Here is a 21,319-nt window from a genome sequence, read left to right on the forward strand (position 1 = left end):
CTTATTTTACAAGGATTGATTTTGTGATTTCAGATTATTTTGGACAGCAGTGAAATGTAATAAAATTCTCATCGGTAAGCGCATAGGAATTGCCGATATATGCACCCCTGTCTTTGTTCACATATTGTCCCTTAAAGCTCAAATCTCCGTACAACATTTTTAAAAACACATCAGTTTTTTCGAGATTCTGATCTGTCCTTCCAGGTGCTGCCGTATACGACTGTCCTGCAAATCTGTCCTTATCTATAACCAGTTTCGGGCCGTTTGTATTTAGATAATCGATGCTGCCTGATACCTGCAGTTTTTCATAAGAACCGCCTGCAAGGAGATTGAATTTTTTCGTATCAAAACTTCCGCCTGTAGCAGATACATCCACACCCTTTATATCATCCGCATTTTTTGTAATTATATTTATGACAGCCACAAATGCATTAGCTCCGTAAAGGGCAGATCCAGGCCCCCCTGATTATTTCTATTTGCTTGATATTCTCAGCAGGCAGGTCATTATAAATATTTGCAAGGGCGCTTCCTGTATAGGATTCATTCAGCCGGTGCCCGTCGATCATAACCAGTATCTTTTCGGAGGTTGCTGTCCTTATGCCTCTCACCTCAAACATGTACCTGCCGAACTCGTTTATGGATACGCCTATCCCTGTAGCCATCTTTAACACATCCATTAAATTCCTTGCTCCCATGTTCTTTATCTCTTCGTCAGTAATAATCGTTGCGATTGCAGGTGCCTTTCTGAGAGGGATCGCCCGTTTCGTTGCAACCACAAGGTCTTTTTCTTCGTAAAACAAAAGGAGTTCTTCCTTTGTTGTATCTTTTGATGCCTGTGCGAGTATTATTCCTGAGGTGGATTTATCTAAGGCTTCTGATGCGATGCTGATACCGGAGAATAATAAGGCAAAAACTATCGATAAAAACCACAATGCTCCTGCCATTAAGCCTCCTGCAATGTGAATTGTGTTTAACATACAATGAAATGCCTTAACTGTCAAGCAATTGCACAAATGCAGCCGGCAGAAAATCTATAATATCCGAGGCAATGAGGGAATGCTCGCCCTTTTCCCTTGCAGCTGCATCTCCTGCCAGTCCGTGAAGATAAACGCCGAGTAAAGATGCGTTGAGAGGATTTGATCCCTGCCCCAATAGAGACGCTATAACGCCTGTTAAGACATCACCTGAGCCTGCAGTAGCCATTCCCGGATTTCCTGTTGTATTTATAAATGCATTCCCATCCGGCTCTGCAACAATTGTTGGAACTCCTTTTAAAACAAGATACGCTCCGGTTTCTTTTGAAAATGAAATCGCTGTATCGATTCTATTTTTTTCTACTTCCCTTGACCCTTGCAATAGCCTCGCCATTTCACCAGGATGCGGTGTGAGGATAATGGGCGCTTTTGCCTTTTTAAAAAGACCTGTTGTCCCTTGCCTATTGCCTATTGCCCTGCTAATAGAGTTTATTCCATCCGCATCTATCACAAGCGGGATAGATGATCTCTGAATGAGTTCCATCACAACCTTTTCAGTGTCATGTGAAACTCCAATGCCCGGGCCGATTGCAATAACATCGATTTTCTTAGCAGCAAAATTTAAAATAACATCTATCGCCTTTGATGAGAGCATTCCGCTGCCGTCATCAGGCAATGGCAGGGTCATTTCTTCGGTAACCCTTCCCTGAAAAACATCCAGCAATGATTCCGGAACAGCCAAAGTTACAAGGCCTGAGCCGCTTCTTAGACATGCCTTTGCAGCCATCAGTGCAGCGCCTGTTTTCCCCTTTGAACCAGCTATGACCAAAACATGCCCGTAATCGCCTTTATGGGAATATCCGGGTCTCGGCAGGATCAGGTCTGACGCCATCTTTATGTCAATCAGTTCAACATTTATTTTTTCCGATGCAAGGAGCTTCGCAGGGAATCCTATGTCTTCGACAAAAAGCCTGCCAGCATATTCTGCGCCGGGATAGAGGAGATGCCCTCTCTTCGGCAATCCAAAGGTAACAGTAAAATCAGCCTTTATGGCCTCTCCAAGAACCTCACCTGTATCGGAGGAAATGCCTGATGGAATGTCCACTGCAACAACAGGAATATCCGAATCGTTTATAAGGCTAAAGACCTCGGCAAGACTTCCTTTTACAGGACGGCTGAGACCTGTGCCGAATATTGCATCAACGATAAGACAGTGATGAGTAATAAGATGGGTTAATAACTCATTAAGAGGCATTGTACTTAAGCCAAACTTGCGTGCAATCTTATACTGAACTAAAGCATCGCTGCTCAGCTTTTTAGGTTCTACTGCGAGAAACACTTTAACATCAAATCCCCGGTTATGGAGATTCCTCGCTGCCACAAGCCCGTCTCCGCCGTTATTTCCGCCCCCGCAAAGGACGAGCACCTTCTTATCCGGATAAAACTCTCTGACCTTCGATGCAACCGCAAGCCCTGCCCTTTCCATAAGGACAAGGCCGGGAATGCCGTAGTCTTCTATGGTAATCCTGTCGATTTCTCTCATTTCTTGGGCTGTAACGACTTTCACGGCTTCATCCCTGTTTGCATATACCATGGAACCTCTGAAGGCTTCTGAAAACCGCAGAGCTTGTAAATATAGTCGCTCACCTGTTCTGCAGTAAAAGGCCTTATAAGGACTCCGCTCACTATCTTTGATTGGATAAGTCCGACTATCTCTTCCTTTGTAGTTCCCGAAGAGGCTATTAGAAGGATTTTCAGAGACGGCTTATCATTCTTTATCTCCTTTGCAAAATCAAGGGTCGATTCATCGCCAATGTTGGAATCGAGGATTACGGCGCAGCAGTTCTCCACATCTCCAAGAACCATTCCAAGCTGCTTTGTAGTGTCGAGATACCTCACGCTTATCTGCTTTTCAAATTCCCTCAATGCCCAGCTTATTGGATGGACGATATCCTTTTTCACGCACACCAAAACAGATTTCTTTGCCATTATACACCTCTAAAACGAATGTTCTTTTCCGGGAAACAAGCCTTTCTCGACTTCTTCCTTATACTGCTTTATTGCTTTTAAAGCATCATCCTTGAGATTTGCATACCTCTTAACAAACTTCGGCACAAACCTCTCGAACAATCCGAGGACATCATGTATAACCAAAACCTGTCCGTCGCAGTGAAGCCCCGCTCCTATGCCGATTGTTGGTATCGTTAAATCTTTTGTTATCTGTGCTGCAAGTCCTGCAGGGATTGCCTCAAGGAGCAGCGAGAATGCACCTGCGTCCTGAAGGATCTTTGCATCTTCTAAAAGTGTCTTTGCTGCCTCCTCTGTCCTGCCCTGCACCTTGTATCCTCCCATCCTATGAATAGCCTGAGGAGTAAGGCCTATATGCGCCATAACAGGAATCTCTGCCTTTGTCATTGCCTCAACCTTCTCAGCTACTTCCTTTCCGCCTTCTATTTTCACTGCCTGTGCGTCAGCCTCTTTAATAAATCTTCCTGCATTTCTTACTGCATCTTCAATGCTTATCTGATATGAAAGATAAGGCATATCGGCTATAACCATGGCCCTCTTTGCTGCCCTCGAAACCATCTTTGTGTGATATACCATCTCATCCATTGTTACAGGAAGGGTATTCTCAAGTCCCTGAACGACCATCGATAGTGAATCGCCTACTAAAATTGCATCTATACCCGCCTCATCGACAATCTGTGCAAAAGGATAGTCGTAGGCGGTAAGCATTGTGATCTTCTGCCCTTCCTGCTTCATCTTCAAAAAATCATTAACTGTAACTTTCATAAATTACTCTGTGTTTTCCTTATCGCCTTCAGATTCAACTGCAGATATCTCCCGCCGTCCCACTCATTTATTATCGGCAAAAACACGGCATCAATCAATGCATTATCTTCAACAGTATTCAAAAGCCCTCCAAAATCAAATCCTATGCTGTCTATCCTGCGTCCGTTTTGCCTTAGATGCATCTTGAGATGATTATTCCCCACGATCCTCGGTTGTATTACTTCCAGTCCTCTTGCGCCGAATAATGGCTCGTCATTGCCGTAACCGAAGGGTTCAAGTCTCGCAATTTCATCTATAAGCCCTATGCTGATATCGGACATATTTACGGCAGCATCGATATGCAAAAAAGGGACGAAGTCATCTTCAGAAAGAGTATTAGTTACAACATCCGAGATCATTGTCCTGAACTTTTCAATATCCCCCGATAAAAGACTCAACCCTGCTGCCTGTTTGTGTCCGCCAAATCTTTTAAGGATATCCTTGCAAAGCGTAAGGCCGTTATGAATATCAAAAGGAGGGATGCTCCGCGCAGAGCCTTTAGCCACGCCGTTTTCTATGGAGAGTATAAATGTCGGCCTGTAGTATTGTTCTGCAATCCTCGATGCCACAATACCAACCACACCGTGATGCCATCCTTCCGATGCAAGGACAATGGCTCCACCAATTTTGAATTTCGAATTTCGAATTTCGAATTTTTGGAGCATCTCCAAGGCTTCATTATAAACAGATTCCTCTACTTCCTGTCTCTTTGAATTCAAATCATGGAGCCATTTGGAAAGTTCTCCTGCCTCTGCCTCTGATTTTGTGGTTAAAAGCCTGACAACGTCGTTCGCATCTGACATCCTGCCTGCAGCGTTAATTCTGGGTATGAGAATATAGTGCAAAAATGAAGTTTTAAAAAAGTCCGATCGAATTCCGGATGCATCCTTCAAAGCCCTGATGCCGACCCTCTCACCCGACTGTACCAACTTAATGCCTTCTTTGAGGATGATCCTGTTGTCTCCGATCACAGGTACAACATCGGCAGCAGTCCCGATCGCAGCGAGGTCTAAAAGTTCATATACATCATCGATATTATTCTCAAAAAGGGCTGTTACGAACTTGAATGCCACCCCAGCACCGGATAAGAGTGATAAGTGATGAGTGACAAGTGATGAATTGAGGAGCTTGGGATTAATAATTGCCAGAGCATCCGGCAATTCGTATTCCCCTATTGCCTCTTGCCCATTGCCTATTGCCTTTTTTGCAGGTTCATGATGGTCTGTAATTATCACATCTATTCCGAGGGAATTGGCAGTGGAGACAGCATCAAATGATGTAATTCCGCAGTCCACAGTGATGATGAGCTTCGAATCCACCTCTTTTGCCTTTTCAATTCCTGCACTGCCGAATCCATAACCGTGGGCTATTCTGTTTGGGATGAAATAGTGGACATCAATACCGATTTTTTTCAGACCCTCAACCATTATTGCCGTTGCAGTAACGCCGTCAGCATCGTAATCTCCGTGGACAAGAACCCGCTCGCCGTTTCTTTTTGCCTCCCTGATCCTGTCTATGGCGATTTTAATGTGAGGCAACTCAAATGGGTCTGACAGCCTGTCAATGGCAGGATTGAGGAAGGCATAGAGATGGTCGGGTGTTTTAATTCCCCTGTTTATTAATACCTGTGCAAATGCAGGAGATACAGAGGCAATCCTCGAAACATAATCAACATACTCAGGGTTGGTTCTGCTTACCAGCCATTTGTATGTTGTGCCGTTAAACACCTACTCCTTACCTCTTTTTACCAAGAAGCACAACAACTGGGCTCGCAACAAAAATGGAAGAGTATGTTCCAATCACTAAGCCTATAAGCATGGCAAGGGCGAAATCGTGTATTACCTCCCCGCCGAATAAAAACAATGCAAGGGCTGCAAGAAATGTTGTAAAGGATGTTATGATAGTGCGGGAAAGCACTTCGTTGATACTCTTATTAATAACAGCCTCTATTGGTTCTTTCAGCATGCGTTTCATATTCTCCCTTATTCTGTCAAATACAACAACTGTATCGGTAAGGGAGTAGCCTGCAATGGCCAACAGGGCACTTAGAACAATCAGGTTCATCTCTTTATCGAGTACATAAAAGATGCCGACAACAGCAAGGACATCATGAAATGTGGCGATGGTTGCACCGACTCCGAATCTTAACTGAAACCTCCAGCCTACATATATCAGCAAACCCACAATAGCCATTAATACAGCCCATAATGCATCCTTTCTCAGCTTCGATCCAACCTTAGGGCCTATCTCTGTAGTGGAATCCACAACAGGTTTCTTATCTGAAAATTTATTGGAAAGAACCTGTATTATCTTTTCGGAAAAGCCTCCGAGTTTCTCTTCTTGTTTTTTCACCCTTATAAGAATTTTATTCTCCGTAGGCAGATCCTGCAAGTCGAAATCCTTCAGCCCTCCTTCTTCCAATGCTTTCCTGACATCATGCAGAGATACCGACTGTGCAAACTTTATCTGCACCGCGGTTCCACCGGCAAAATCAACACCTAAATTTGCATTACCAAGAGCTATCTGAACAATAGCTATAATACCAAGCACCGACAGTATGCCAGTAACTATAAAGGCATACCTTCTTTTACCCATAAAATCTATATTTGTGCCTTTCAGCAGTTCTATCATATGCTCAACCTCTTGACCTCTTTCTTGGTTTGGATGACGTCAAAGACAGTCTTTGTCCCTATAAGTGCTGTGAAGAGATTTATGGCAACGCCGAGGCTCAATGTAACCGCAAAGCCTTTTATGGGGCCGGTTCCGAACTGGAATAATACGGCAGCAGTTATAAGTGTCGTTACGTGGGAATCGAATATTGTCCAGAATGCCTTTTTATATCCGCTCTCAACCGCAGCCCTCGGTGTCTTGCCTGTCCTTATCTCTTCCCTCATCCTCTCGAACATAAGGACATTTGAGTCGACTGCCATGCCTATTGCCAGTATTATACCTGCAATACCGGGCATGGTAAGGGTTGCATTAAGGGATGCCATTGCACCCAACAAAAGTATGATATTCAAAACAAGTGCAAAATCAGCTATAACCCCCGAAAGCCTGTAATAGAAGATCATGAATACAACAACAAGTATTATAGCCACAATACCCGCCATCTTGCCGGCCTCAATGGAATCCCTTCCGAGGGATGGCCCGACAGTAACATTCTGGAGTATCTTAACAGGAGCAGGCAATGCACCGGCCCTCAATACGATTGCAAGATCCTTTGCCTCATCCATTGTGAAGCTTCCTGTTATCTGGGCATCTCCTCCGCTTATCCTCTCCTGAATCACAGGTGTGGAATACACATTTCCATCGAGGATTATGGCGAGCCTCTTCTTTACATTCTGCCCTGTTATATCCTCGAATATCTTTGCTCCTGCCGGATTAAATCTAATGGAGACGTACGGCTCGTTGAACCTCTCGTCTATGTTGACCCTTGCCTCTGTCAAAAGATCGCCTGTGAGGAGTGTTTCCTTTTTGAGGAGGACAGGTCTTTTTGTGACAACGCCTGTCTCTTTATTTATAACCTTCTGGAAGAGTATCTCATCCCCTTCAGGGATCCTGTTTCTGAACCTCTCGAAAAGTTGTGTCTCCTCTCCTGGCATTATGGAAGCAGGTAACTCTGCAGCGAGAGGTGATTCATCATCGGCAAGCTTGAATTCAAGCAATGCCGTCTTACCTATAATCTCCACCGCCCTTTTGGGATCTTTTACGCCTGGAAGCTGGACAACGATTTCATTTTCCGACTGTCTGTGTATAACCGGCTCTGAGACGCCGAACTGGTCTATCCTGTTCCTTATAATCTCGAGCACCTGGTCTGTGGCCGCATCCTTAATCCTCTGAACCTCCTCTGCAGAAAGCTTGTATTTAAGCACACCGCTGCCTTCCGCAAGTGTCAGCACAGGATACGTATCCTCTATAACCTTTCTTATATCCATATTGGCAGGTGTCACAACCACAAGGAGTCCATCCTTTTTTACGCTTGCCTGAATCTTTTTTCTTTCGAGGATTCCTGGCAAAGAGGATGCAATCCTTTCGGTGGCAATCTCTACGGCCTTATCTCCTTCCACCTCAAAAACCAGATGCAATCCGCCCTGAAGGTCAAGCCCGAGGACCATGCCCTTGTTAGGCATGGTCTTCTTCCACCAATCAGGCATGCCCTGAAACAACGGTGTGTTTGGCAGAAAGAAAATTGCAGCGATTACTACAGTCAGAGTTATAAGGATTACCCTCCAGAATACACCTTTCTTCATTTATATCGCGTCTCCAATTAGTCTTCGTCCGTTGCCGACCTTACGGCAGCGATGTAGCTTTTTCCGAATTTCACCTTTACATTCTCGGCTATCTTTAAGACAATGGTGTTATTGCCAACGCTTTCAACAACTCCGTAGATGCCGCCTCCAGTTATTACCTTATCGCCCTTTTTAAGGTTTTCGAGCATCTGTTTGTGCTCTTTTGCCTTTTTCTGCTGCGGCCTTATGAGGAGGAAATAGAAGACCACAAAGATAAGTATCAAGGGAAGCAGGCTCATGATCATGCCCTGCACCCCACCTGCCTGTTCTCCTGCCTGAGGAGCAGGACCCATGGCATACGCCTCTGTAATCAAATTAAATAGAAACATTTAACACCTCCGATTGTTTTTAAGTTAATGAGTAAAAGAATTAATGAGTATATGGGTAAAAAACTCTGCTCATCTACCCATTCACTCATACGCCCATTCACATTTTAAATTGACTTATATACTAACAGTCTTATATAAAAATCTCAAGGTTTTTAGATAGATTTGAGGTTAAAAACAAGATAGTTCCTTTAGATATCGATTAAACAAATCAAGCCCTCTCTTATGCTCTGGTGTAAGCTCATAGTCAATCTTATTCCAGTAAGAGATAATCTCCTCTTCTGACATGAACTCTTTCATTGGCGAGTGCTGTGCAATCTCTACAAGCTTCTTTAAAGCAATCTCTTTTGCTGTATTCAAATCTTTGACAAATTTATTCAACAATTCCTTTTGACCGTTGACCCTTGACCCTTGACCTTCAAAAAGTTTCTTCCTCGCAATCCATAAAGCAAAGACAAATGGCAAACCTGTTTTTTCATACCAAATCTCTCCGAGGTCGTAAACCCTTGACCTTTGACCCCCCGCAGGGTCTTGTAGATTGACCCTTGACCCTTGTTTAATTGCATCATCGCCAATAAGCAGGAATGCCTCAGCACCTGAGTTTTCGGGATTCCGTGACACCTGCATTTTACACTGAATACCGTAAAATTTTTTAAGGATAATATCAAGCAAGGCAACAGATGTTTCTGACTGTGAAGATACATGCACAGTGCTGTTATTCAATCCATGAATATTCTTTTTACTGAAAAGCAAGATGCTTCCAATCGGGCCTCTGGAGCTGATGGAATGGCCTTCGATAATCTGATAAAGGGATGGATTTTTCAGATACTCGATGGATGAAGACGGGCTTACATCTATTTCGCCTTTTCTGAGCATTTTATTGAGTCTCGAAGGCACGCCTTCGATAAATTCATAAAACGAGCAATCGCACTCTTTTCCCAGCATATAGAATATAGGAAAAAGATTTGCATAAGGAATCTTGCCTATTCTTAATTTCATTACTCCACAACTCCATTACTCCATTACTTTTCTATCCCTTTATCACTCCCATCGGCCTCAGCCGCGCAACCTTTAAAGAAATCCCTGCATTATGCACAATCTCAACTACATTGGAGACATCCTTATACGCCTCTGACATCTCCTCGGCAAGGGTTTCCCTTCCAGCAGCCCTCACAATTATACCTTTATCCTCCATCTCGCGCCATATAGCCCGCCCCTTTGCCTGCCTGATTGCCTGATGCCTTGACATCACCCTTCCTGCACCGTGGCACGTGGAGCCAAATGTCTCATTCATCGCCTTTTCTGTACCGATAAGAACAAATGATGCCCTGCCCATATCGCCAGGGATAATAATAGGCTGTCCTAAGTTTCTATAAACTGCTGGCAGTTCGGGATGTCCCGGAGGAAATGCCCGTGTAGCACCCTTTCTGTGAACCACTAATTTTTTCTTCTTTCCATTAAAAATGTGCTCTTCTATCTTTGCAATGTTATGGGCAACATCATAAATCAATGCCATGCCGAGTTCTGAGGGCGAAACATTAAATACAGACATAAAAACTTCCCGTGTCCAGTGCATAAGGCATTGTCTGTTTCCCCATGCATAGTTTGCAGCAGCCTTCATTGCAGCAAAATAATCCTGCGCCTCGGGGCTGTTAAACGGCGCACATGCAAGCTCCCTGTCAGGCAGTACAATATCATATTTCTGGACAGCCCTGCCCATCACCTCAAGGAAATCCGTGCACACCTGATGGCCGAATCCCCTCGAACCTGAATGTATCATAACAGTTACCTGATCTTTAAAAAGACCGAGGGCATTTGCTGTCTTTTCATCGTATATCTCATCCACATACTGAACCTCAAGAAAATGGTTACCCGAGCCTAAAGTCCCCTGCTGAGCCCTTCCCCTTTCGTATGCCTTCTGGCTGACAATGGATGGGTCTGCTCCTTCAAGACATCCTCCAGACTCGATCTTTTCAAGGTCTGATGCGTCTCCAAGCCCCTTTTCAACAGCCCATCTCGCACCCTTTAAAAGCAGTTTTTCTTCGTCTTCCGGGCCGAGTCTAATTTTGCCCTTTGAGCCAACACCCGATGGTATTTCATTGTAAAGGGCATCAATAAGCTCTTTTAGTTTCGGGACAAGAATATCTTTTTTAAAATTAGTCCTTAGAAGCCTGACCCCGCAGTTTATGTCATACCCGACACCGCCAGGAGAGATTATTCCCTCTTTAATATCAAAGGCAGCAACGCCGCCGATGGGAAACCCATAGCCTGTATGAATATCAGGCATTGCCAGCGATGCGCCAACAATACCAGGAAGCGTGGCCACATTCGCAACCTGCTCGATGGATTCGGATTCCAGTTCCTTCTCAAAAACATTATCCACATAAATAATCCCTTTCGTCCTCATCCCGGGCTTGTAGTCGCCGGGGACTTCCAGCCTGTTTTCATCTATCCTTTTAAGTCTCTCAATGGACATGACGCACCTCCATTAAATATCAAACACAACCTCGATCTCCCATTTATCATTTATTTTTTCTACCCTAATATTATGATAAGTCGCTGCCTTCACAAGCAGCCTCCTCTCATGCCTATTGGGGTCAAACTCCTCGCCGTATACCTTTACCTTAATAAAAGCCGAAGGCTGATTGCTGAAAGTGACTATCTCTATTCTTTTGCCGATAAATCCATAGGTATCAAACTGAAATATCAGTTCATTGAGATATGAAACAAGCAAACCATCCACCGAATCGCCTTTGGCATCTATATCTATTGCCTGTTTTTCGTCAATCCTTTCAATGTCCGTAATCAGGCTGTACATACCAATGCCCGCATTCACAAACGCATCTTCGCAGCTCTGCCCATAAGCCCTTATGCCAATATCACCCGATATGTCCAGAATTTCGAATTTCATATTTAATAATAACACACCACACAAAATACAGAATATTGATATAATTACACATGGCCGACACATTCACAACGCATGCCATCGAAAAGATATTTAAAGGCAAATTTTCCTCTGCCACCAATATTCAACTCCTCTGGAAAGGGAATGAATCATTTACTACCATCTTTGATGCGATTAGGAATGCAGAGAAACTAATATGCCTTGAGTTCTACATATTCAGAAATGACGAAACAGGCACGGATTTATCAGAGTTATTAAAACAAAAAAGCAGGGAAGGGGTTAATGTATATCTGCTCTACGACCATTTCGGCTCTTTCGGAACCCCGGGAAGTTTCTGGAAGGATATGAAAAACGCTGGCATAAAAATAAGGGCATCCCGTCCTTTTAAATGGACGTCTCCATTCAATTATGTGCACAGGGATCACAGAAAGCTTGTCGTAATAGACAACAAAAAGGCATTTACCGGCGGATTGAACATTGCCAACGAGTACAGCGGATTCCATCTGCGGACCAAAGGCAGGGGATGGCGCGACACGGGAATAATGCTCGAAGGCCCGATAGTGGACGATCTTTTTAAGGCATTTAAGAAATGGTGGTACATATGGGGAGGGGAACCAATCGAAATTTCAAATTTCAAATTTCAAATTTCAAATTTAAAGGATGGCATTCCTGCAATCCCCCTCTTTGTCAGTTCTGCAAGGGGAAGGAGAAGGATGAGGAGACTTCTTTATTACAGCATCAACCATGCTCAAAAAAGCATCGCTTTAACGACTGCCTATTTCACGCCGAGCAGGAGAATGGTTGAAACATTGGAAAATGCGGTAAACCGTGGAGTAAGTGTCAGACTGCTTGTTCCCGGCATCAGCGATGTGCCTGCTGCATCATATGCAGGAAGGGCTTTTTTCTCGAGGCTTTTAAAGGCAGGCGTGGAGATATACAATTATACAGGTGAAATCCTCCATGCAAAAACATATATCTTCGATGACTGCTGGAGTGTCATAGGCTCCACAAATCTCGATTTCCAGTCATTGAGATACAATGACGAGGGGAATGTGGGAATCCTCGATGCTGATTTCGCAGCGCAAATGAATGAGATATTCGAAGATGATTTAAAGCACTCCATCAGGCTAAACCTTGAGGAGTGGCATAAAAGACCGTTAAAAGAAAAATTGAAAGAGTATTTTTTTTCGTTTTTCAGAAGAAGACTCTAAACAAATAAAGGGGGGCAGCAAAAGCTGCCCCCCTTATCGTATATATTTGCCAGTTATTAGCGAGGGGTCTTCTTTTCAGCCAGATGAATCCTTATGGTTGCCCTTTCAAGGGCTGCAATTGCCCGTCCAAAATCGTACTTCTCAGCCTGTGCAATCCTTTCCTCTGCACGTTTCTTTGCTGCAAGCGCCCTTTCAACATCAATATCCTCTGCACGCTCTGCACTATCAGCAAGAATCACTACCTGGTCAGGAGAGACCTCGGCGTAGCCCGAATTCACAAACACATACTCTGTCTTGTTGTCCTTTCTTAGGGTGAGCATCCCGACCTTCAGCGTCGTAATGAAAGGCACATGCCCCGGCAATACACCGAATTCCCCCTCTGTGCCTGCTGCGGTTACTTCATCAACATCCTCGCTCAACACAAGGCCATACGGTGTAACAATGTCCAACCTCAATTTATTCTCCATATCCTATCCTTAATTTGAAATTTGAAATTTCAAATTTGAAATTTAATGTTATCTGCTCCAGCCGAGTTTCCTTGCCTTTTCTTCGGCCTCTTCAATGGTTCCTACCATATAAAATGCCTGCTCTGGCATATCGTCATACTGACCGTCGGCAATGGCCCTGAATCCCTTTATGGTATCTTCAAGCTTTACATACTTTCCGGGTGTTCCTGTAAATACCTCTGCAACCGAAAATGGCTGGCTCAAAAACCTCTGTATCTTTCTTGCCCTTGAGACCGTGAGCTTGTCATCTTCAGAAAGCTCCTCCATACCTAAAATCGCGATAATGTCCTGAAGCTCTTTGTATCTCTGGAGAATTGACTGCACCTTTCTTGCAACAGCATAATGATCATCGCCTATAACCTTTGGATCAAGTGCGCGTGATGTTGAATCCAGCGGGTCGACAGCAGGATAGATACCGAGCTCTGCAATCTGTCTTGAGAGAACAACTGTTCCGTCGAGATGTGTAAATGCAGTTGCAACAGCAGGGTCGGTCAGGTCGTCTGCAGGGACGTATATGGCCTGCATCGATGTGATTGACCCTTTCTTTGTTGTTGTAATTCTTTCCTGAAGCTGTCCCATGTCTGTGCCGAGGTTCGGCTGATAACCGACTGCAGAAGGCATTCTTCCGAGGAGTGCCGAAACCTCTGAGCCAGCGAGGGTGTATCTGAATATGTTGTCTATGAAGATAAGAACGTCCTGCCCCTGATCTCTGAAGTATTCTGCTACTGTAAGGGCTGTGAGGGCGATTCTCAATCTCGCTCCGGGAGGCTCGTTCATCTGTCCGTAAATCAGGGCGACATTCTTGACAACGCCCGATTCCTTCATCTCACGGTAGAGGTCATTACCCTCCCTTGTCCTTTCACCGACACCTGCAAAGACAGAGACACCGCCGTGCTTCAAGGCGATGTTGTGGATCATCTCCATAATAACAACGGTCTTTCCGACACCGGCACCTCCGAACATTCCCATCTTTCCGCCTCTGACGAATGGGACAAGAAGGTCAAAGACTTTAACGCCTGTCTCAAAGACCTGTGATACAGGCTCCTGGTCTACGAATTCAGGCGCAGGCCTGTGAATGGGCAGCCTTTCGGTGCTCTCGATAGGACCGAGCTTGTCGTAAGAGTCGCCGACAACATTCATAATCCTTCCGAGTGTGCCCTTTCCCACAGGGATTGATATGGGCTTTCCTGTGTCCACAACCTTCATGCCCCTCACAACGCCGTCTGTGGTCTGCATGGCGATGGTCCTGACCTTGTTGTCTCCGAGATGGGACGCAACCTCGAGGGTAATATCAAGAGCAGGAATACCCTTTGCAGCATCACCCATAGACTCTATCTTCAATGCGTTAAGTATTGGCGGAAGCTCCTTGTCGAACTCCACATCAACAACTGCACCGATTACCTGAGATACTCTGCCTTCGTTCATTTTTACGACCTCCTGTATCCTAAAGGAATTTCAAATTTCAAATTATTGTTTTAACGCCTCGACACCACCAACGATGTCCATAAGTTCTTTTGTAATGGATGCCTGTCTTGCCTTGTTATATTGCAGTGTCAGGCTTGCTATCATGTCATCGGCAGCCTTCGTAGCATTCTCCATTGCGGTCATCCTTGCTGCCTCTTCCGATGCCTGCGATTCGAGCAATGCCCTGAAGACCTGTATTTCAAGGTTCTTCGGCAGCAGGTTATCGAATATGGCCTGCTGTGAAGGCTCATACAGGAATGCTGCTGTTAGCTCCTGTGACTCGGACTCCTCGGTCTTTACCGGTGCGAGTGGTAAAAGTCGAACAATAGAAACCTTCTGGACAAGGGCGGATTTGAACTCATTGTAAATGAGAATGACCTCATCGAAAGTCTCACTAATATAGTTTTCTACAATATTGCCGGTGATTTCTTTTGCATTCAGGTAAGACACCCTTCCCGAGATGCCAGCCCACGACTGGCGCGGTGTGAATCCTCTCCTTTTTAAGAGGTCCGTTCCTTTTTTCCCGATGGCACTGACGCTCACCTCTATGCCTTCTGACTGGATTTCCTTAATAAGCTTGAATGCAGCCTTCATTATATTGGTGTTGAAGGCGCCGCAGAGTCCCTTGTCACTGGTAAGGACAAGCACTTCAACTTTTTTCCTCGGTCTCACTTCAAGCAACGGATGCCCTGTCTCCACCGTCTTTGCAAGGGATGTGAGCACCAAATTCATCTTGTCTGCATAGGGACGGAGCTCAAGGAGCCTCGTCTGTGCCTTTCTGAACTTGGCTGCTGCAACCATCTTCATAGCCTTGGTGATCTGCTTTGTGCTCTTGACAGAGCCTAGTCTCCTTCGTATCTCTTTTAAACCAGGCATTTATTCTCCTCTCACCTATGAGTTAATGAGTATATTGGTTAATGAGTTTATGAGTAATATTTTGCCCATTTACTCATTTACTGATTCACTCATTTACTAAATAATAAAGCCCTTCTTGAATTCGGCAATCGCAGAATTGAGCTTCTCTTTCATGGCATCGTCAATTGCCTTCTTCTCTTTCAGCTCGTTCTTCACATCAGCCTTTTTGTCTCTCATAAAAGAGAGGAACTCGGCCTCGAATCTCTTAATCGCTTCAACAGGTATGTCATCGAGATGCCCCTGAGAACCTGCAAAGATTAAGGCCACCTGATCCTCGACAGGGAGCGGCACATACTGGTCCTGCTTCAGTATCTCGACCATTCTCTTGCCTCTCTCAATCTGGGCCAGTGTCGCCTTGTCGAGGTCGGAGCCGAACTGTGCAAATGCTGCGAGCTCCCTGAACTGTGCGAGGTCGAGTCTGAGGGTTCCTGCAACCTGCTTCATTGCCTTTGTCTGTGCTGCGCCGCCGACACGACTGACCGAGAGACCGACATTGACTGCAGGCCTGACGCCTGCATAGAAGAGGTCGGGCTCGAGATATATCTGTCCATCTGTAATGGAGATGACGTTTGTGGGAATATATGCTGAAACGTCGCCTGCCTGTGTCTCGATTATTGGGAGTGCGGTCAATGAACCTCCGCCCAACTCATCGCTCAATTTTGCCGCCCTTTCGAGAAGCCTTGAGTGGAGATAGAAAACATCTCCGGGGAATGCCTCGCGTCCGGGAGGACGCCTGAGGAGCAAAGAGAGCTGTCTGTATGCTGTAGCCTGTTTACTCAAGTCGTCATATATGATCAATGCATGCTTCCCATTGTCTCTGAAATATTCGCCGATTGCACATCCGGTATAAGGGGCTATGTACTGAAGTGGTGCCGGCTCGCTGGCAGTTGCTGAAACAACGATGGTGTGCGCCATTGCACCGTGCTCCTCGAGGGTCTTGACAACACGGGCAACAGAAGCCCTCTTCTGACCGACTGCGACATATATGCAAATTACATCGCCGCCTTTCTGGTTGATGATTGCATCGATGGCAATTGCTGTCTTTCCTGTCTGGCGGTCGCCGATGATGAGTTCCCTCTGTCCCCTCCCAATAGGGATCATGGCATCGATTGCCTTTATTCCTGTCTGGAGAGGCTCTCTGACAGGCTGCCTGTCAACAATACCAGGTGCAACGACATCGACTATCATGCTTGACTTCGCATTGATGGGGCCTTTGCCGTCGATGGGCTGGCCGATGGCATTGATAACCCTGCCTACCATCTCTTCTCCGGCAGGGACGGACATGATTTTTCCTGTCCTCTTTACCACATCGCCTTCTTTAATAAGGGTATCCTCACCGAAGAGAACCGCACCGATTACGTCCTCTTCGAGGTTTAGCGCCATTCCGAACACGCCGTTGGGAAACTCGAGGAGCTCTGATGCCATGCAGTTGTCAAGGCCGTAGATTCTGGCGATACCGTCACCCACATTGGTAACGACGCCGACTTCGCTGACATCAACGCGCTTCTCAAAATCGGCTATTTGTTTTTTCAGATACTCGCTGATCTCTTCCACTTTGATTTCCATATTCTCACCCCTTTATAAGCTTATCTCTTAAAAGCCCTAATTGGCCTTTTATACTGCTGTCATACATTGTGCTGCCGACCTTTATGCGGACACCGCCGAGGAGGGCGGGGTCTATAACAAATTCGATATCAATGTCCCTGCCGGTAATCTCCTTGAGGGATGTTTTCAGTTTATCCTCATAATCCTTAGTTATCTGGACAGGGGATGTTACAACTGCCTTTGCCTTTTTCTTCATATCGAGATATGCCGCTACTATGGCACTTACTATCTCTGGCATCGCACCGATAGCCTTTGATGTGGAAAGATACTGGATATATTTGACGGTCTTCTCTGACATCTTGAGCTTCTGTCCCATGTAGCTGATTATCTGCTGGCTCTCTGTTTCGCTGAATATGGGACTCACCATGAGGTTTTTAAATGTCTTGTCTTTTTCCATCAGGCTGGAGATGGCGCTTAACTGCTCAATGGCCTGTGGAACCTCGGTCAAATCTGCTGTGCTTAAAAACTGCTTGGCGTATCTCTTTACACCTTTTACCTTTTTCAATTTTTTCCCTCTAATTTTATTAATTAATTTTTAATTAATTTTATGCATCAGCTTTAAAGACTCTGCGAGGAGTTTCTCATGGTCATCCTTTGTCATCCTGGCCTTGATCTTCTCCTCTGCGAGCTGCATGGCTGCATCCACCGCCTCTGCCTTGATCATCTCTTTTGCCCTCTTGACCTCGTATTCGATATTTGTCTTTGCCTGCTCCAGAATCTTGGCCTTTAATTTCTCTCCTTCTTCTATAAGCCTTTCCTTTTCCTTTTCGCCTGAACTCTTTGCAGAGGAAATAATCTCCTCCATCTCTTTATCCTTGACCTTTAGTCTCTCCTCAACCTCTGCAAGTGCCTTCATGGCAAGCTCCTTTGCCTCCCGTGCCTCTTTGATGCTCTTTTCTATCAGTTCTTTTCTCTGCTGAAGATAGTTCTTAAGAGGTTTGTTAAGGAACTTAACGAGAATAAATACGAGTATTGCAAAATTAACTATTCTCCATACCCACTCCATTATCGAACCGCCGTGCTCGCCGCCAGCTTCTGCTGCAAAAGCAGTCACGGAGAATAGTGAAAAGCAAACAGTAAACAATAAATTTGAAATTTGAAATTTGAAATTTGAAATTTTTTTCATGCCTTCACCAACTTGCTCACGATTTCTTCCGATAACTTCTCGATGTCCGCCTTTAATGCTGCCCTTGCCTTTTCAGCCTCTGCCTGCAACTCCTTCCGTGCCTTCTCTATCATCTCCACTGCCTCAGCCTCTGCCTTTGAGAGCATCTCTTTCTGCCTTGCGACTCCCACTTCCCTTAATGAATCAAATATCTCCTTTGCCTTGTTTTTAGCTGACATGAGCTCGGCATTCATCTTTGCAATGGCATCTTCTTTTTTTACAGTCAATAATTTCGCCTCATCGAGGGCGCCGGCTGTAGCAGCTTCTCTTTCTTTGAATACCTTTGCAAGGGGTTTAAAGAGGATTGCGTTGAGTACGAAAAACAGGACAAGAAAATTCGCGAGGAGAACAAAAAACCACTGATTGAACTCTAACATATTACACCCCTCTTTTGACGCCTCTCCCAGCGCCGTGCTTTGTTTTATGGCCTTTTTGAAAACGTTGGATTGAACATTACCACACGCCTTTTTTTTTGTCAAGGATTTGGGCGATTATAATTTTTTATAATTAATTAGATTAAAATTATAATTACAAGTAGATGGGCAAATGGGTAGATAAATGTATGAGTTCAGCCCATTAACTCATTAACTCATTTACGGTCTGAATTATCATCTCTGCGGCATCTTCTATTTCTCTGATGGTATTATCTTTACCTGCACTCAGTCTTATTGAAGAAAGGGCATCTTCATCTGACAATCCCATTGCCTTTAAGACGGACGAAGGTTTTCTGATGCCTGAATGGCATGCAGAGCCTGCAGAAAAAGCAACTTTATCTTTTAATTGTTCCACAATATCTTCACCTAAAATCCTTGACCCTTGACCCCCCGCAGGGTCTTGTAGATTGCCCCTTGACCCGATTATAGATACATTAAGCGTATTCGGAAGCCTCATTGTCTTATGCCCGTTGAGTTTAACAGCGAGTTTGCTTTCCAATAGAGAAAACAGTGCGTCTCTAAGCTTGAGTGTGCGTTCATATCTAAAAGGCATATCACGCGCAGCAATTTCGCATGCCTTTCCGAGGCCGGAGATCCCTATGACATTCTCTGTTCCCGGCCTTATTCCTCTTTCGTGCCCTGCACCGAACATTATGGGCATCACATCAATTCCATTCCTTAAGTATAATGCGCCGACGCCCTTGGGTCCGTAAAACTTGTGCGATACAATAGTAAGCATATCGGCCATCAATTCAGAGATCTTCACATCCATTTTCCCGACGCTCTGTGCAGCATCCGAGTGAAATGTTATGTTGTGCTCACGCACAATCATGCCAATTTCTTGAATAGGCTGAAGCACTCCTGTCTCATTGTTGGAATGCATAATAGTTATCAGAATAGTATCTTTTCTTATTGCTCTTTTTACATCATCAGGATTGACCCTTCCCTCAGAATCCACCGGAAGATAGGTAGCCGCAAAACCATTCATCTCAAGCCATTTCACAGGATTTAAAACAGCAGGATGCTCGACAACGGATGTTATTATATGTCCCTTTTGATATTTATAAGCAGTGCCGATTATGGCAAGATTATTCGATTCCGTACCCCCTGATGTAAAAATTATCTCTGAAGGATCGCATGCAATTAAATCAGCAACCTGTTTTCTCGCACTGTCCACAGCAGCCTTTGCTGCCCTGCCGATGCTGTGGCTGCTTGAAGGGTTGCCAAATAATTGGAAGACATCAGCCATTGCCTTCTTTACATCTTCATCGATGGGAGTCGTGGCATTGTGATCAAGATAAATCATTCCATATCCCTGTGTATTACATTCGGCTTTATGCCGTGCTTCTCTTTTATATATTTTGAAACATCCTCTACAATTGCAGGAGACCTGTGCCTCCCTCCGGTGCATCCTATGCCCATGACGAGATATGTCCTTCCCTCCCTGATATAATGCGGCAACAGAAAATCAATGAGACGTGTTATATGACCTAAGAATTCCTTTGTCTCATTATTCTTCATGACGAAGTCATATACAACGGAGTCGGTGCCTTTTAGAGGCTTAAGTTCAGGAATAAAATACGGATTGGGCAGGAACCTGACATCGAACAGAAGGTCTACATTCTGCGGCACACCGAATTTATATCCGAATGATATGAGCGATATATTAATGGCCTGTGTCTCTACCACATTTCCGTACATTGATGTTATTAGGCATCTCAACTGGTGGGGGGTATAGTTTGAAGTGTCTATTATCTTATCGGCAGCGTCCCTTATAACCGAAAGCAGCATTCTCTCTTCTTCTACGGCCGCTTCCATGCTCATTTCACCGCGTATGGACAACATTGGGTGAGGACGCCTCGTCTCTTTGTACCTTCTCAACATCACATCCTTTTCCGCCTCTAAGAACAGTATCTCGATCCTGTACTGCCCTTTAAGAAAGGACAGGATATTATAGGCGTCGGATAGAAACTCCTTCTCCCGTATATCCACGCCTATGCCTATCTTTTCTATGTCCTGTTTGGTTTTGATGGTAGAAAGAAATGGTTCTATGAGTGTGATAGGAAGATTGTCTATGCAGAAATAGCCGATGTCTTCAAGGGCCCTCAGGGCAATGGTTTTGCCTGCACCCGAGAGCCCGCTGACGATAACAACTCTCACTATTTCACCGGTTCTATCAGTCCGAAATTGCTGTCTCTTCTTCGATAGACGACGTTAATAACGCCACTTGCATCGTTATTGAAGACAAAGAAGTCCTTATCAAGAAGCTCCATTTGATCGACAGCCTCTTCCGGGCTCATTGGCTTCATATCAAATCTCTTGTTTTTAATTATCCTTCCCTTTTCGGCTATCCCTGCTGCAACTGCTGCAGGAGCCTTTTTTCCCTCCCTTTCTGTAGGAGTGTATCTTCTCCTTGTGCTTGAGAACCTGTTTCTCGAGCTTCTCCACAACCTCGTCTATGGAGGAATAGACCTCGCCTGTTACACTTTCTGCCTGGATCATGACTCCATTGACCTTTAGAAGCACCTCTGCCTTATGCCTGTACTTTTCCACACTGAGGGTCACGACAGCTTCGGTAATATTGGAGATGTACTTCTCGAACCTCCCGATTTTCTCCTCGGCATAACTCCTTAATGCAGGCGTTATCTCCAGATGACGGCCATTGACAATGATATTCATATTTTCCTCCT

General features: G+C 44.9%; 24 protein-coding genes. 1 reads left to right on the plus strand and 23 read right to left on the minus strand.

The genetic code is table 11. The features are described from left to right. Window positions 1–34: 34 nt before the first annotated feature. The 12 genes from V7L97_RS06415 to V7L97_RS06470 all read right to left on the minus strand — a co-directional run bounded on the left by V7L97_RS06415 (window position 35) and on the right by V7L97_RS06470 (window position 11,332). Window positions 35–424, minus strand: coding sequence for a hypothetical protein (locus V7L97_RS06415; protein ID WP_333654336.1), 390 nt, complete (start codon window positions 422–424; stop codon window positions 35–37). A 7-nt stretch (window positions 425–431) separates the two neighbouring features. Continuing rightward, a complete protein-coding gene (locus tag V7L97_RS06420) occupies window positions 432–977 on the minus strand; it encodes a TonB-dependent receptor plug domain-containing protein (protein ID WP_333654337.1) in 546 nt (181 codons plus the stop codon). Window positions 978–990: 13 nt separating this feature from the next. Further along, window positions 991–2,568, minus strand: a complete 1,578-nt coding sequence (locus V7L97_RS06425) for an NAD(P)H-hydrate dehydratase (RefSeq protein WP_333654339.1) — start codon at window positions 2,566–2,568, stop codon at window positions 991–993. After that, window positions 2,538–2,963: a hypothetical protein gene (locus V7L97_RS06430; RefSeq protein WP_333654341.1), complete on the minus strand. Its 426-nt coding sequence runs from the start codon at window positions 2,961–2,963 to the stop codon at window positions 2,538–2,540. Before V7L97_RS06430 ends, V7L97_RS06425 begins: the two co-directional genes overlap by 31 nt. A gap of 9 nt (window positions 2,964–2,972) precedes the next feature. Further along, window positions 2,973–3,767, minus strand: a complete 795-nt coding sequence (panB, locus tag V7L97_RS06435) for a 3-methyl-2-oxobutanoate hydroxymethyltransferase (protein WP_333654343.1) — start codon at window positions 3,765–3,767, stop codon at window positions 2,973–2,975. Further along, window positions 3,764–5,533, minus strand: a complete 1,770-nt coding sequence (gene recJ, locus V7L97_RS06440) for a single-stranded-DNA-specific exonuclease RecJ (RefSeq protein ID WP_333654344.1) — start codon at window positions 5,531–5,533, stop codon at window positions 3,764–3,766. The genes panB and recJ overlap by 4 nt, the downstream gene beginning before the upstream one ends. Before the next feature lie 7 nt (window positions 5,534–5,540). Continuing rightward, the gene (gene secF / locus V7L97_RS06445; protein WP_333654346.1) at window positions 5,541–6,437 is read right to left on the minus strand and encodes a protein translocase subunit SecF; all 897 of its coding nucleotides are present in this window, start codon (window positions 6,435–6,437) and stop codon (window positions 5,541–5,543) included. Next, window positions 6,434–8,056 (minus strand): protein translocase subunit SecD, encoded by a 1,623-nt coding sequence (secD, locus tag V7L97_RS06450; RefSeq protein ID WP_333654348.1) that lies wholly within the window; start codon window positions 8,054–8,056, stop codon window positions 6,434–6,436. Before secD ends, secF begins: the two co-directional genes overlap by 4 nt. 17 nt (window positions 8,057–8,073) lie before the next feature. Continuing rightward, the gene (gene yajC / locus V7L97_RS06455) at window positions 8,074–8,424 is read right to left on the minus strand and encodes a preprotein translocase subunit YajC (protein ID WP_333654350.1); all 351 of its coding nucleotides are present in this window, start codon (window positions 8,422–8,424) and stop codon (window positions 8,074–8,076) included. 168 nt (window positions 8,425–8,592) lie between these two features. Continuing rightward, a complete protein-coding gene (locus V7L97_RS06460) occupies window positions 8,593–9,420 on the minus strand; it encodes a menaquinone biosynthesis protein (RefSeq protein ID WP_333654352.1) in 828 nt (275 codons plus the stop codon). Between the two features lie 31 nt (window positions 9,421–9,451). Continuing rightward, complete coding sequence (locus V7L97_RS06465; protein ID WP_333654355.1) at window positions 9,452–10,897, minus strand: RtcB family protein; 1,446 nt, start codon at window positions 10,895–10,897, stop codon at window positions 9,452–9,454. 12 nt (window positions 10,898–10,909) lie between these two features. Beyond that, the gene (locus V7L97_RS06470) at window positions 10,910–11,332 is read right to left on the minus strand and encodes an archease (RefSeq protein WP_333654357.1); all 423 of its coding nucleotides are present in this window, start codon (window positions 11,330–11,332) and stop codon (window positions 10,910–10,912) included. A gap of 50 nt (window positions 11,333–11,382) precedes the next feature. Between V7L97_RS06470 and V7L97_RS06475 the strand changes: the two genes are divergently transcribed. Continuing rightward, window positions 11,383–12,540, plus strand: coding sequence for a phospholipase D-like domain-containing protein (locus tag V7L97_RS06475; RefSeq protein WP_333654359.1), 1,158 nt, complete (start codon window positions 11,383–11,385; stop codon window positions 12,538–12,540). Between the two features lie 56 nt (window positions 12,541–12,596). Here V7L97_RS06475 and V7L97_RS06480 read toward each other — a convergent pair whose 3' ends face one another. The 11 genes from V7L97_RS06480 to hpf all read right to left on the minus strand — a co-directional run. Then, window positions 12,597–13,007, minus strand: coding sequence for a F0F1 ATP synthase subunit epsilon (locus tag V7L97_RS06480; RefSeq protein ID WP_333654361.1), 411 nt, complete (start codon window positions 13,005–13,007; stop codon window positions 12,597–12,599). Between the two features lie 48 nt (window positions 13,008–13,055). Next, window positions 13,056–14,471, minus strand: coding sequence for a F0F1 ATP synthase subunit beta (gene atpD / locus V7L97_RS06485; RefSeq protein WP_333654362.1), 1,416 nt, complete (start codon window positions 14,469–14,471; stop codon window positions 13,056–13,058). A gap of 42 nt (window positions 14,472–14,513) precedes the next feature. Next, on the minus strand, window positions 14,514–15,386 hold the full coding sequence (gene atpG / locus V7L97_RS06490) for an ATP synthase F1 subunit gamma (RefSeq protein ID WP_333654363.1): 873 nt from the start codon (window positions 15,384–15,386) through the stop codon (window positions 14,514–14,516). Window positions 15,387–15,482: 96 nt separating this feature from the next. Next, window positions 15,483–16,991, minus strand: coding sequence for a F0F1 ATP synthase subunit alpha (gene atpA, locus V7L97_RS06495; protein ID WP_333654364.1), 1,509 nt, complete (start codon window positions 16,989–16,991; stop codon window positions 15,483–15,485). Window positions 16,992–16,995: 4 nt separating this feature from the next. Next, a complete protein-coding gene (gene atpH, locus V7L97_RS06500; RefSeq protein WP_333654366.1) occupies window positions 16,996–17,535 on the minus strand; it encodes an ATP synthase F1 subunit delta in 540 nt (179 codons plus the stop codon). Window positions 17,536–17,565: 30 nt separating this feature from the next. After that, window positions 17,566–18,036, minus strand: a complete 471-nt coding sequence (gene atpF / locus V7L97_RS06505) for a F0F1 ATP synthase subunit B (protein WP_333654368.1) — start codon at window positions 18,034–18,036, stop codon at window positions 17,566–17,568. Between the two features lie 116 nt (window positions 18,037–18,152). Then, window positions 18,153–18,572, minus strand: coding sequence for an ATP synthase F0 subunit B (locus V7L97_RS06510; RefSeq protein WP_333654369.1), 420 nt, complete (start codon window positions 18,570–18,572; stop codon window positions 18,153–18,155). A gap of 199 nt (window positions 18,573–18,771) precedes the next feature. Continuing rightward, window positions 18,772–19,935, minus strand: coding sequence for a cysteine desulfurase family protein (locus V7L97_RS06515; RefSeq protein ID WP_333654370.1), 1,164 nt, complete (start codon window positions 19,933–19,935; stop codon window positions 18,772–18,774). Continuing rightward, window positions 19,932–20,789: an RNase adapter RapZ gene (rapZ, locus tag V7L97_RS06520; RefSeq protein ID WP_333654371.1), complete on the minus strand. Its 858-nt coding sequence runs from the start codon at window positions 20,787–20,789 to the stop codon at window positions 19,932–19,934. Before rapZ ends, V7L97_RS06515 begins: the two co-directional genes overlap by 4 nt. After that, entirely contained in the window at window positions 20,789–20,938 is a 150-nt protein-coding gene (locus V7L97_RS06525) for a sigma 54 modulation/S30EA ribosomal C-terminal domain-containing protein (RefSeq protein ID WP_333654373.1), read from the minus strand. Before V7L97_RS06525 ends, rapZ begins: the two co-directional genes overlap by 1 nt. Before the next feature lie 16 nt (window positions 20,939–20,954). Next, window positions 20,955–21,319, minus strand: a 365-nt coding sequence (hpf, locus tag V7L97_RS06530; RefSeq protein ID WP_333654375.1) for a ribosome hibernation-promoting factor, HPF/YfiA family, incomplete at its 5' end; no start/stop codon positions are given.

It is taken from the genome of Dissulfurispira sp. (genome assembly GCF_036745535.1).
GTDB lineage: Bacteria > Nitrospirota > Thermodesulfovibrionia > Thermodesulfovibrionales > Dissulfurispiraceae > Dissulfurispira.

Excerpts from the sequence above, each read along its gene's own strand:
- secF (WP_333654346.1), bottom strand. The coding sequence starts at position 6,437 with ATGATAGAACTGCTGAAAGGCACAAATATAGATTTTATGGGTAAAAGA.
- V7L97_RS06425 (WP_333654339.1), bottom strand. The coding sequence starts at position 2,568 with ATGGTATATGCAAACAGGGATGAAGCCGTGAAAGTCGTTACAGCCCAA.
- atpG (WP_333654363.1), bottom strand. The coding sequence starts at position 15,386 with ATGCCTGGTTTAAAAGAGATACGAAGGAGACTAGGCTCTGTCAAGAGC.
- V7L97_RS06480 (WP_333654361.1), bottom strand. The coding sequence starts at position 13,007 with ATGGAGAATAAATTGAGGTTGGACATTGTTACACCGTATGGCCTTGTG.
- atpF (WP_333654368.1), bottom strand. The coding sequence starts at position 18,036 with ATGGAGTGGGTATGGAGAATAGTTAATTTTGCAATACTCGTATTTATT.
- atpA (WP_333654364.1), bottom strand. The coding sequence starts at position 16,991 with ATGGAAATCAAAGTGGAAGAGATCAGCGAGTATCTGAAAAAACAAATA.
- V7L97_RS06420 (WP_333654337.1), bottom strand. The coding sequence starts at position 977 with ATGTTAAACACAATTCACATTGCAGGAGGCTTAATGGCAGGAGCATTG.
- atpD (WP_333654362.1), bottom strand. The coding sequence starts at position 14,471 with ATGAACGAAGGCAGAGTATCTCAGGTAATCGGTGCAGTTGTTGATGTG.
- yajC (WP_333654350.1), bottom strand. The coding sequence starts at position 8,424 with ATGTTTCTATTTAATTTGATTACAGAGGCGTATGCCATGGGTCCTGCT.
- V7L97_RS06510 (WP_333654369.1), bottom strand. The coding sequence starts at position 18,572 with ATGTTAGAGTTCAATCAGTGGTTTTTTGTTCTCCTCGCGAATTTTCTT.
- V7L97_RS06475 (WP_333654359.1), top strand. The coding sequence starts at position 11,383 with ATGGCCGACACATTCACAACGCATGCCATCGAAAAGATATTTAAAGGC.
- V7L97_RS06430 (WP_333654341.1), bottom strand. The coding sequence starts at position 2,963 with ATGGCAAAGAAATCTGTTTTGGTGTGCGTGAAAAAGGATATCGTCCAT.
- V7L97_RS06460 (WP_333654352.1), bottom strand. The coding sequence starts at position 9,420 with ATGAAATTAAGAATAGGCAAGATTCCTTATGCAAATCTTTTTCCTATA.
- V7L97_RS06525 (WP_333654373.1), bottom strand. The coding sequence starts at position 20,938 with ATGAAGCCAATGAGCCCGGAAGAGGCTGTCGATCAAATGGAGCTTCTT.
- V7L97_RS06470 (WP_333654357.1), bottom strand. The coding sequence starts at position 11,332 with ATGAAATTCGAAATTCTGGACATATCGGGTGATATTGGCATAAGGGCT.
- secD (WP_333654348.1), bottom strand. The coding sequence starts at position 8,056 with ATGAAGAAAGGTGTATTCTGGAGGGTAATCCTTATAACTCTGACTGTA.
- panB (WP_333654343.1), bottom strand. The coding sequence starts at position 3,767 with ATGAAAGTTACAGTTAATGATTTTTTGAAGATGAAGCAGGAAGGGCAG.
- V7L97_RS06465 (WP_333654355.1), bottom strand. The coding sequence starts at position 10,897 with ATGTCCATTGAGAGACTTAAAAGGATAGATGAAAACAGGCTGGAAGTC.
- V7L97_RS06515 (WP_333654370.1), bottom strand. The coding sequence starts at position 19,935 with ATGATTTATCTTGATCACAATGCCACGACTCCCATCGATGAAGATGTA.